This is a genomic window from Paraburkholderia sp. 2C (assembly GCF_054589215.1).
Window position 1 is genome coordinate 122,508 of record NZ_BAAILL010000045.1, and the last position, 11,541, is coordinate 134,048.

Annotated in this window: 9 protein-coding genes; 7 read left to right on the forward strand and 2 right to left on the reverse strand. The window is 63.6% G+C overall.

Features of this window, described 5'->3' with window-relative positions; genetic code table 11:
* The first annotated feature begins 47 nt into the window (after nucleotides 1-47).
* The 4 genes from ACYPXD_RS22590 (at nucleotide 48) to ACYPXD_RS22605 (ending at nucleotide 3,483) form a co-directional block, all read left to right on the forward strand.
* Nucleotides 48-593, forward strand: a complete 546-nt coding sequence (locus ACYPXD_RS22590) for an NUDIX hydrolase (RefSeq protein ID WP_459716187.1) — start codon at nucleotides 48-50, stop codon at nucleotides 591-593.
* Nucleotides 594-602: 9 nt separating this feature from the next.
* Complete coding sequence (gene aat / locus ACYPXD_RS22595) at nucleotides 603-1,343, forward strand: leucyl/phenylalanyl-tRNA--protein transferase (protein WP_459716189.1); 741 nt, start codon at nucleotides 603-605, stop codon at nucleotides 1,341-1,343.
* 157 nt (nucleotides 1,344-1,500) lie between these two features.
* Nucleotides 1,501-2,370, forward strand: a complete 870-nt coding sequence (locus ACYPXD_RS22600; RefSeq protein ID WP_459716192.1) for an arginyltransferase — start codon at nucleotides 1,501-1,503, stop codon at nucleotides 2,368-2,370.
* A 72-nt stretch (nucleotides 2,371-2,442) separates the two neighbouring features.
* Nucleotides 2,443-3,483: a quinone-dependent dihydroorotate dehydrogenase gene (locus ACYPXD_RS22605; RefSeq protein WP_459716196.1), complete on the forward strand. Its 1,041-nt coding sequence runs from the start codon at nucleotides 2,443-2,445 to the stop codon at nucleotides 3,481-3,483.
* Between the two features lie 61 nt (nucleotides 3,484-3,544).
* Here the strand turns inward: ACYPXD_RS22605 and ACYPXD_RS22610 are convergent, their stop codons facing one another.
* Nucleotides 3,545-4,531 (reverse strand): Gfo/Idh/MocA family protein, encoded by a 987-nt coding sequence (locus ACYPXD_RS22610; RefSeq protein WP_459716200.1) that lies wholly within the window; start codon nucleotides 4,529-4,531, stop codon nucleotides 3,545-3,547.
* A gap of 91 nt (nucleotides 4,532-4,622) precedes the next feature.
* Nucleotides 4,623-5,339 carry a FadR/GntR family transcriptional regulator gene (locus ACYPXD_RS22615; protein ID WP_459716202.1) on the reverse strand — a complete coding sequence of 239 codons (717 nt, stop codon included), beginning with the start codon at nucleotides 5,337-5,339 and terminating at the stop codon, nucleotides 4,623-4,625.
* A gap of 1,266 nt (nucleotides 5,340-6,605) precedes the next feature.
* On the opposite strand from ACYPXD_RS22615, the gene ACYPXD_RS22620 reads away from it, so the two are divergent.
* The 3 genes from ACYPXD_RS22620 to ACYPXD_RS22630 form a co-directional block, all read left to right on the forward strand.
* Nucleotides 6,606-7,340, forward strand: a complete 735-nt coding sequence (locus tag ACYPXD_RS22620) for a Crp/Fnr family transcriptional regulator (protein WP_459716204.1) — start codon at nucleotides 6,606-6,608, stop codon at nucleotides 7,338-7,340.
* A gap of 343 nt (nucleotides 7,341-7,683) precedes the next feature.
* Entirely contained in the window at nucleotides 7,684-8,391 is a 708-nt protein-coding gene (locus tag ACYPXD_RS22625; RefSeq protein ID WP_459716208.1) for a 4'-phosphopantetheinyl transferase family protein, read from the forward strand.
* 387 nt (nucleotides 8,392-8,778) lie between these two features.
* On the forward strand, nucleotides 8,779-11,541 hold a 2,763-nt coding region (locus ACYPXD_RS22630; RefSeq protein ID WP_459716211.1), incomplete at its 3' end, for an amino acid adenylation domain-containing protein.

Sequence of the window (11,541 nt, forward strand, 5' to 3'; positions counted from 1 at the left end):
TCCGACCCGGTGATAAACTCCCATCATCCATTCCAGTCCCCGTTTCCATGAAATTCTGTTCTGTCTGCGGCCACGCGGTCAGCGTGAGCATTCCGCCCGGTGACAACCGGGAGCGCTTCGTCTGCGCGAACTGCGGCACTGTGCATTATCAGAATCCGCGCAATGTGGTGGGCACCGTCCCGGTCTGGGACGACAAGGTCCTGCTATGTCGCCGCGCGATCGAACCGCGTTACGGTTACTGGACCCTGCCCGCGGGCTTCATGGAGATGGGTGAAACCACGTCGGAAGCGGCGGCACGCGAAACGCTCGAGGAAGCCGGCGCGCGCGTCGAGGTGCAAAACCTCTACACGCTTCTGAATGTGCCGCATGTGCACCAGGTACATCTGTTCTATCTCGCGCGGCTGCTCGACCTCGATATCGCGGCCGGCGAAGAAAGCCTCGAAGTGAAACTCTTCGAAGAACGCGACATTCCGTGGGACGACATCGCGTTCCCGACCGTCGGGCAGACGCTGCGCTTCTTCTTCGCCGACCGGAGTTCCGGCAGCTTCGGGCTTCACACCGGCGACATCTTCCGCTCGCTGCGCGAAGGCTGAGCGGTCCGCATGGTTCCCTGGCTTGGCCCCGACGATCCGTTTCCTGCCGTCGAGCGCGCGCTCGGCGAAACGAGCGGCGCGCCGGGCCTGCTCGCCGCGAGTGCCGACCTGCTGCCGTCGCGCCTGATCGAAGCGTACCGCCGCGGCATCTTCCCATGGTATTCGGACGGCCAGCCGGTGCTGTGGTGGAGTCCCGACCCGCGGATGATCTTACGGCCACGCGAATTCAAGGTGTCGCCGTCGCTTCGCAAGACCTTGAAGCGCGTCGTGCGCGACGACGCATGGGAAGTGCGCATCGATCACGACTTCGCGGCCGTGATGCACGCGTGCGCGCAGGCGCCGCGCCGCGGGCAGCGCGGCACGTGGATCACCGCCGACGTGGTCGACGCCTATACGTCGCTGCACAGGCGCGGCGATGCGCACAGCATCGAGACCTGGCGCGACGGCGTACGCGTCGGCGGACTGTATGGCGTGTCGTTCGGCCGGATGTTCTTCGGCGAATCGATGTTTGCCGAGGTGACCGATGCCTCGAAAATAGCGCTGGCCGCGCTCGTCGCCCACTTGCAACACCACAAAATAGAAATGATAGACTGCCAGCAGAACACGTCGCATCTGGCGTCGCTGGGCGGCCGCGAAATCGCGCGCAAGGTGTTTGTCGCGCATGTCCGCGCATCGGTCGATGCGCCGCAGATTCCCTGGCGCTTCGACAAATCGGTACTGCTCGACCTCACCCGCCGCGACCCGAACTAGCGAGGCGACGCAGTGAGACGACGCAATCAGGCGACGCAGTCAGCGAAACTAGCCGCAACTGAGCGCAATCAGGCGCCACTGAAACGCCGATGCGAAGAATACCCCGGCCCGCAATTGCGGACGTGCCCGTGATAGACACGCTTCGAGAGCTGCCAACGTGACTCACCCGAACGAGCTGCCGCTTTCACCGCTTTCCGCGCTGCAATTCTATGCAACGGCGCCGTATCCCTGCAGCTATCTGGAAGGGCGCATCGCGCGCTCGCAGGTCGCGACGCCGAGCCACCTGATCAATTCCGACGTCTACACCGACCTCGTCAAGGCAGGCTTTCGCCGCTCCGGCGTATTCACTTACCGGCCTTACTGCGACGGCTGCCGCGCCTGCATTCCGGTGCGTGTGCCGGTCGAGCGATTTACGCCGAACCGCACGCAGCGTCGTATAAGCAAGCTGCACAGCGGCCTGATCGCGAAGGTCACGCCGCTTCATTACGACGAAGAGCACTACGCGCTCTATATGCGCTACCAGTCGGCACGTCACGCGGGCGGCGGCATGGATCGCGACAGCCGCGACCAGTACGAGCAGTTTCTGCTGCAAAGCAGGATCAACTCGCGGCTCGTCGAATTCCGGGAACCGGCACCGGACGAGGGCGGATACCCGGGCGCGGGACAACTGGGAATCGGCCCTCCGGAGGCCGGCGGCCGCCAGGGCGCGCTGCGCATGATCAGCATGATCGACATCCTCGGCGACGGGCTCTCCTCGGTCTATACGTTTTTCGATCCGGATCAGCCGCGCAGCAGCTTCGGCACCTACAACATCCTGTGGCAGATCGAGCAGGCGAAGAGTCTGCATCTGCCGTTCGTCTATCTCGGTTACTGGATTCGCGAAAGCCCGAAGATGGCGTACAAGTCGAACTACCGGCCGCTGGAAGGACTTATCGACGGCAACTGGAAAGTGCTCGACCCGTCGAATCCAGTTGAATCGACCGTCGATGCCGCCACGCCCGGCCGCCGCGGAGCGATCTATCTGTAAACGCCCACGCTGAAAAGCGTCCGGCGCGTTGTCGTAAAATAGCGGGTTACCATCTTCCGCCCCCGCCCTTTCGTGTTCAGTTCCCTTTATCCGCTCGTACGCGCCCAACTCTTTCGCATGGACGCGGAGGACGCCCACCATCTGACGCTTCGCATGCTCGGCGCAGCCGGCCGGACCGGCGTGGCGAGCGCGCTCGCCGCGCGCGTGCCCGACGCACCGCGCACCGTGATGGGTCTCCCGTTTCGCAATCCCGTCGGTCTCGCGGCGGGTCTCGACAAGGACGGCGCCTGCATCGACGGACTCGCCGCGCTCGGTTTCGGCTTTATCGAGGTCGGCACGGTCACGCCGCGTCCGCAGCCGGGCAATCCCCGGCCGCGCATGTTCCGGCTGCCGCAGGCGAACGCGCTGATCAACCGGATGGGCTTCAACAACGCCGGCGTCGACCAGTTCGTGAAGAACGTGCAGGCGGCGCGCTATCGCGGCGTGCTGGGCCTCAATATCGGCAAGAACGCCGACACGCCGATCGAGCGCGCCGCGGAAGACTATCTCTATTGCCTCGAGCGCGTGTACCCGTTCGCGAGCTACGTCACGATCAACATCTCTTCGCCAAACACGAAGAATCTTCGCCAGCTGCAAGGCGCGGGCGAACTGGACCCGTTGCTCGCGGCGCTGAAGGACAAGCAGCAGCGGCTCGCCGACCTGCACGGCAAGCTCGTGCCGCTCGCGCTGAAAATTGCACCGGATCTCGACGACGAGCAGATCAAATCGATCGCCGATACCCTGCTGCGCCATCGGATCGAGGGCGTGATCGCGACCAACACGACGCTCTCGCGCAGCGCGGTCAAGGGTCTGCCGCACGCGGACGAGGCCGGCGGCCTGTCGGGCAAGCCGGTGTTCGATGCGTCGAACGAGGTGATCCGCAAATTGCGCGGCGAGTTGGGCGACGCGCTGCCGATTATCGGCGTGGGCGGCATTTTTTCGGGCGCCGATGCGCGCGCGAAGATCGCGGCCGGCGCATCGCTCGTGCAACTCTACACGGGCTTCGTGTATCGCGGGCCGTCGCTCGTTGCCGAATGCGCGGACGCACTGGCGAAAGCACAACACGCCGTATAGCGCCGCACCGGGCGCCCGCCCGCCGGCGTGCTAGCCGGCCTACGCCGGCCTGCTCGCCTGTCTACTCGCCTGTAAAGCGCAACCCAAGCGCTTCGCGCGCCGCGTCCGCCATCGCGATCATATGGCGCGACGTCGAATGCGGCATGACCGGGCTTTCCCGTTGCCCCGCGCGTAGCAGTTCGCAGAAGTGCATGGTCTCGTAGTTGAGGCCACCGCCGTCGAACGGCGCATCGAGTTCGACGACTCGCCCATCGGCATAGCGCACCGTCGCGCGCACCGGGTTCCACCAGTTCTCGTGAATCGTCACGTGACCGTGGCTCGCGGCGATCAACGCATCGCCCTTGCCGTGCAGGTCGAGGCCGCAGAAGAGCTGCGCAATACCGCGCTCGTGACGGCAATTGAGGCTCGCGAACGTATCGACGCCGGTCGGCCCGAGGCGGCCGAGCGTCTGCACGTCGAGCGGCGCGCCGAGCCAGTCGACCGCGAGAAACAGTTCGTAGATGCCGATATCGAGCAATGCGCCGCCCGCATGCTCGAACGAAAAGGCCGGATGATCGGCCGGCGCATTCGCAATCGAACAGCCGGCGCGCACCAGCCCGACGTCGCCGATCGGGTCGGCCGCCAGGTGCGCACGCAGCTTCCGGTACAGCGGATAGAACGGCGGCTTCATCGCTTCCATGAAAAGCCGCTTCGCATCGCGCGCAACGCGCAGGACGTCGTCGAGTTGAGCGGTATTGATCGTCGCGGGCTTTTCGCAAAGCACAGCGCGGCCCGCTCGCAGCGCGGCCTTTGCGTAGTCGGCGTGGCTGTCCTGCAGCGTGGCGATATATACGGCGTCAATAGCGCCTTCGAGCAGCGCGTCGAGCGTCGGGCACGGCACGCATGCCGCGCCGCCCGCTTCCCGCGCAAACGTTGCGGTCGCCTCGGCGCGCCGCGACCATACCGCGACAAGTTCGGCGCCCGGCACGAAGGCCAGGCTCTGTGCGAAGCGGCGCGCAATGCGTCCCGCGCCGATAATGCCCCAACGAACGACAGTATCGTGACTCATCGGTTATTCGGATCCCGTCCGGTTGTGCGAAAGCGCTATTGTCGCGCACGCACGGACGTTCGCCGAACCGGCCGGCCGGCACGAAGCCGCGTTACTTGTGCATGCCGTTCGGCGCTTTCCTGTCGCCCATCTCGTCGGCCGCGAATTCGATCAGGTCGCGCGATGCGGCTTCCGCCTCGACCGCATCGTGACGTTCGATCGCTTCGACCACGCGCGTGTGCTTGCGAATCACCTCTTCCCACACGGCCTCGTCCGCATTGACGAACTGGGTCGACGCCGACAGCGCGCCACGTACGATCGCCGCCATCTGCTGGAAAAACTGGTTGCCACTGGCAACGACTATGCGCGTGTGCAACCGTTCGTCGGCGGCCTGGTGGCCCGGATCGTTCGGCCGCATCGCGCGGAAGCTCTCGAACGCCTCGCGGATCGCCGCGATATCCGCGGCGTTGCCGCGTTTGGCCGCCTGAGCGGATGCACGCGGTTCGATCAGCATCCGGAACTCGATCACGTCACGCAGAAACTCGGGATCGGGCTTCGCGCGAAAGCGCCAGCTCACGACATCTTCGTCGATCATGCGCCAGTCGCGCATCGGCCTGATGCGCGTACCGATCTTCGGACGCACGTCGAGCATGTGGCGCGCGAGCAGCATCGACAGCGCTTCGCGCATCACGGTGCGGCTCACGTCGAACTCTTTCGACAGCACGTCTTGCGGAGGTAATACAGCACCGTATTTTTCTTCGACGATCCCCGTGACGAGACCGTCCATTACCTTGCTGACGAGCGATCGTTCCTTCGTACTCTGTTCCATGACTTTCTCCCCGACTCGGCGTTTAATGCCTGTTGATCACGCGCCCCTTAAGTGCCTTCTAGTCGTATTTATCTCGACACGTTGATTAATTCAATGCGCATCCGCCAGTTAGGAAACTTCCTAACAGGGTTATCCCTCTTACGAATTGTTTCGTTCGTGCAACGCGCGATGAAGCGAAGCACGTCTGGCGGGGTACCGCACACGCCGAGCTGGAAATTTTGCATTGCCTGGCGTCCCCGAAAGCAAACGTCATGCAGTACCCGCGATCGATTGGAACAGACGATTGACAGCATATTCTGTGCGAGGGAACACACAGCCATACGTGATTGCTCGTACAACACACGTAACGTGTGACGTATTTCTCATTCGGACCGGCGAACGTGTGAATTGGACATCGGCATTCACTAATCACTTGCACAAGTCGATCGTCCGACATGCGTCGTGCCCGTCCAATATCGGGGTAAAAATTGATTCGTTATCCTCGATATTCATGCGATGTATGCGCAACGAAGGCGCTCGGCAGCCGGGCGGCGAACCGGCGAAGACACGCTTATTACTCTGTTTAAAGTTGACGATACAAGTGCGACACCGCACGTTCGCAAGCTCTCCCATACTGCCATTCGATGCGAACAGTGCGGTGCTGAACAGCGAATACTCGCATGCAGTCACAGGATCGGCCTGCGAAGCGCTTCGCACCTGATGTCGCGCGCGCCGGGTGTCGGAGACGAACCAACAGACGGATTTTTTCCGACGCACCAAGCGCAGTTCGCGCGTCTGTTATGTTCGCAAACCCACGCAAGCGATAGAACACAACTGAATCATTTCTGGCACAACCCGGTCGCGTGTGAAATACCACCGGAATCGTGTGTTCAGAGCGCGCCCGGTCGCGTCCCGCGGCTCGGATCAACATAGATAAATCTAATAATATCAATCACTTGAATCAGACAAAATCAGATTCCGAAGCCAATTAAGCCCGCGGGCTGCGTTTTACATATTTGAAACAAAAACGCACATTTCGACCCTCGGCGAACAGTCGCATGGTTCGTTGCATCGCATCAGTCCTCGTTTTGTGACCGGTTGGCATAGTCCTCGCTAAAAGTGAGCCGCAACACACATGCACGGACGCAAATGGCGCTTGACGCTGGACGCGCACCGCATTACGGGGCCGTTCCCGCCCCCTCGGCCGCCCGCCACGCGGCGCAGCGCGAGGGAGACAGGAGTGGAATACAACAGAAGCCGCGAGCGGCTTCGATGCGAGGACCGATCATGCTTACCCTTCAATCCGACCTGCACGGCAACCACCTGCTGGGTGCTCTTCCGTCGCACGAGTGGCAGGCGCTGGCGCCCCATCTCGAACTCGTGCACCTGCGCGCCGAGCAACTGCTGTGCGACTCCGCGCAGCGCATTCATCACGTGTACTTCCCGACCACCGCAATCATCTCGATGCTCTCGACGATGGAAGACGGCGGCTCGGTCGAGATCGCCGCAGTGGGCCGCGAAGGGATGACGGGCGTACCGATTCTGACCGGCGGCGAAACGATGCCGAGCCGCGTGCAGGTTCAATCGGCCGGCTTCGCCTACCGGATGACCGCGCAGTGCCTCAAGCAGCAGTTCGCGCGCTCGGACTTCCTGCGCCGCCTGATGCTGCTCTACATGCACGTGCTGCTCACGCAGGTCGCGCAGACGGCCGCATGCAACCGGCACCATTCGCTGAATCAGCAACTGTGCCGCTGGCTTCTCATCGAAGTCGACCGCACCGCGTCGAACGAACTGACCGTCACGCAGCAGCTGATCGCGGACATGCTCGGCGTGCGCCGCGAAGGCATCACCGAAGCGGCCGGCAAGCTTCATAACGAAGGGCTCATTCATCACAGCCGCGGTCATATCAAGGTGCTCAACCGCGCGGGGCTCGAAGCGAAGGCATGCGAATGCTACGGTCTCGTGCGGCGCGAATTCGATCGCCTGCTGCCGCGTCTGCGCCAGGCCGAAGCGGTCAGCTAAGCACGTGACAAGCTAAGCACGTGACGATGAGAGCATCGAAGCAGGTCTTCATGCAGGCCATCGTGTCATACGGGTTCAAAACAACGATAACAGCAGTCTTGAGCTTCCCGGGCACTGCGCGCCGCCTGGACGCACGCCACGAGCGTGCGGGCGCGTCGATCGCCGTGTGGAAGTGCTTCTCGCACTCACAGAAGAACGGGGAAACAGGCGGGCAGCGGCCACGAGCGGCTGTTGCCCCGCTTGTCTGGCGCAGCGGTTTCATCGACCGGCCGCATCGAATACGTTGCGCGTGCAACGTTCGCGGCGCGAGCCCGGCCCACCGCCAGTCGAATCGAGGCTTTTAATGTCTGCTCTCCTGACACCGCCGTCCGCGCACGAAGTGCATGTCTGGCAGTGGGATCTCGATCGCTGCGGCGACGATTTCGATCGGTACTGGCAAACGCTGTCGAGGCAGGAGCGCGAGCGCGCCGACGAATTCCGCTTCGACAGGCATCGCCGCCGCTACGTCGCGGGCCGAGGCGAACTCAGGCGTTTGCTTGGCCGCTATCTTGCGTTGGCGCCACGCGATATCACGCTTGAATATGGTTCGGATGGAAAACCTTTATGCACGGTCGAGCCGCGAGAATGGAAAGTCTTCTTCAACCTCAGTCATAGCGAGCACGCGGCGGCGCTCGCCGTTTCAAGCGGTTTCGAAGTTGGCATCGACGTCGAGCATGTGCGTCCGATCGAGGACTGTGTGCCGCTCGAAGTATTTTCGACTCGCGAGCATGCGCAATTCGCCGCACTGCCGGCTGCGCAACGGCAAGCGGTGTTCTTTGAAAGCTGGGCGCGTAAAGAGGCTTGTCTGAAGGCGCTCGGCACCGGCTTTACGCTGCCGCCCGATCACTTCGAGTTCGATCTTTCCATTCGCGGCGATACGACACCCCGCTTCGTCGGCGGCGAGGCCGAGGAAGCGACGCGTTGGCGCATCGGCGACTTGCCGTTGAGTCCGACCTGCGCGGGCGCGGTGGCGGCACGATGGATCGACTGGTCGATTGTCAGGATGAATTGACCGAACCCATACGAGCCAGCCCCACCCTATGCGGCGCTCACCGGGACGTTCCAGATAGAGGCTTCGGGTAACTGTCCGAACCGCACGGCGCAACCATTTTCTGTTCGACATGCCCTGCTTCGACCATACCGATGCAGGCTCTGCGCACGGGCGTTCGCGGGTGTTGCGTTGTTGCATCGTTCGTGCGACGGCGTACGGATAGCGATGCCGCGGAAGACTAACTTTCACTTGCGGCAGATTTCGCGCTTGAGACACGGGGGTCGGGCGCGCAAAGCCTCCCGCCGCTTACCTCCCGTGACCCGCCGCCGTTGTGTGTGCTCGCTGCGCGCTTATCGCCAGACGTAGCGCAGGTACAAGGCTTACATCTAGATTATTGGAGAGCGGCACATGTCACACAGAGATGGATTTCCAGGCGGCTTGCCGGACTGGACCGCTCATGGACCCGGCGTCGCAGCGCGCTTCGACGCCGTATGTGCGGAATTTGGCAATCATCTTGCTGTGATCGATGCAACGGGGAAGGAAAGTTATGCCGCCCTCGGGGTTCGTTCGGCACGCCTTGCAACCACCCTGCGCGAGATGGGACTCGGGCGCGGCGATCGTTGCGCCATCATGGTTCCGCGCAGCCGGGACACGCTCGCCTTGATGCTCGCGATCCTGCGGCTTGACGCCGTGTATGTACCGCTCGACCCGGCCTACCCGAAAGCGCAGCTCGATTTCATCGTGGCCGATTGCGCGCCGAAGCTCATCGTCGCGGAACGGGCCGCGCTCGCCAGTATCGGCAATCTCGATGGAGCGATGGTCGATCTCGCGGATATCGTGGCGACGTCGGAAGCCGCCGATCCCGCTTTGCTCGAGACATGCAACGCCGACGACCCGGCCTACGTCATGTACACCTCGGGTTCCACCGGCAAGCCCAAGGGCGTGATCGTGCCGCATCGCGCGATCCTGCGCCTCGTGCGTGGCCAGCGCTTTGCCGATCTGTCGCCGCGCACACGCTTCCTGAACCTCGCGCCACTCGCCTTCGATGCAAGCACGCTCGAAATCTGGGGGCCGCTGCTGAACGGCGGCTGTGCGGCCATCATCAGCGAAGTGCAGCCTTCGCTCGACACGATTGCCGCCGAGATGGCACGACTCGATGTCACGAGCGCGTGGCTGACGGCCGGTCTCTTCAATGCGCTCGCCGACTATCGGCTCGACGCCTTTGCGCCGCTCAAAGAGGTGTTGACGGGCGGCGATGTGCTATCGCCCATGCATGTGCGCAAGGTCATGGACGCGCATCCGGGCCTGCAGATCGTCAACGGCTACGGCCCGACCGAGAACACGACCTTCACTTGCTGCTACCGCATTCCGTGCGACGGCGCGGCCCTCGCGAACGGCGAAGCCATTCCGATCGGCGAAGCCATTGCCGGCACGCGCGTCTATATTGTGGACGACAAGCTCGCGCCCGTCGGCGACGGAGAAATCGGCGAACTCGTCACCGGTGGCGACGGCGTGGCGCTCGGCTACCTCAATCGCGCCGAACTGACGGCGCAGAAGTTCATCGACGACGTGTTGACGCCCGGCGGCAAGCTCTATCGCACCGGCGATCTGGTGCGCCGCCGTCCGGATGGCGCCATCGATTTCCTCGGGCGCAACGACCGGCAGATCAAGATCGCCGGCAAGCGCATCGAGCTCGATGAGATCGAACACGCGATGCGCGCGGCGCCCGGTGTCGCCGACGCGGCCGTGGCGGCATTCGAAGGCCGCAGGGGCAAGTCGATCGCCGGCTTCGTGAAGGCCGCGGTGGAAAATGCGGAAGAAGCCGCTGTCTTGAGGGACGCCCTGCGCGCGCATCTGAAGGCTGCCTTGCCCGACTACATGGTGCCGGCCGAACTGCGTGTCCTGCCGGACTTTCCGCTGACGCCGAACGGCAAGATCGACCGCAAGGCACTGCTGGCGGGACTCGATGCGCCCGCCGCCGCGCCAGCCGCACCCGCGCCCGAACCGGTGAACGACGATCTCGCCGGCAAGCTCGCAGCCGTATTCGAAGGGCTGCTCGGCCATGCCGTCGACCGCCGCGCGAATTTCTTCGACCTTGGATTGCGCTCGCTCGATCTGATGCGCGCGCACGCGATCATCATGCGCGACGTGGCGGCGAACGTGGCGCTGGTCGATCTGTTTCGCCATCCGAACGTCGAGACGCTGGCCGCGCACCTGCGCGCCACGCTCGAGATGAACAGTAATGAAACATTCCGGCGCGGCCGCCACACCGGTATGCAAGGCAGCGCGATCGCCGTGGTCGGCATGTCGGGCCGCTTTCCCGGCGCGCGCAATGTGGCCGAACTGTGGGCCAATATTCTCGCGGCCCGCGACTGCATCACGCATTTTGATGTGACCGAACTCGAAGACAGCTTCGACGAAAACGCGCGCCGCGAAGCGCGTTATGTGAAAGCGCGGCCGATCCTCGCCGACGTCGACCGCTTCGATGCGGGCTTTTTCGGCGTGCTGGCGCGCGAGGCCGCGCTGACCGATCCACAGCAGCGCCTCTTCCTCGAGATCGCCTGGGAGGCTTTCGAAGACGCCGGCTACGACCCGGCGACCACCGCCGGTGCAGTCGGGGTGTTCGCCGGCACCTCGATGAACACGTACTTCCTCAAGCACGTGCTGTCCGATCGCGGCGTGATCGATGAATTCACGAGCCAGTTCCAGATCGGCGAGTATCAGAAGCTCGTCGGCGCCGGCGACTTCGTCGCGACGCGCACCGCTTACAAGCTCGGCCTCACCGGACCCGCCGTCTCGGTCCAGACCGCGTGCTCGACGTCGCTGACGGCGATCGGCATGGCAGTCGAAAACCTTCGGTCGGGACGCTGCGACATGGCGCTCGCCGGCGGCGTCTCGGTGACATTCCCGCAGAAGCGCGGCTACTTCTATGAGGAAGGCGGCATGGGCGCGCCCGACGGCGTGTGCCGCCCGTTCGATGCCGATGCGCAAGGTACCGTGTTCGGCAGCGGCGCCGGCGTCGTTCTGCTCAAACGTCTCGACGACGCGATCGCCGACGAGGATCCGATCTATGCCGTGATCCGCGGCATCGGCATCAACAACGACGGTTCCGACAAGGTCGGCTTCACCGCACCGAGCGTCGACGCACAGGCCCGGGGGGGGGGGGGGGGG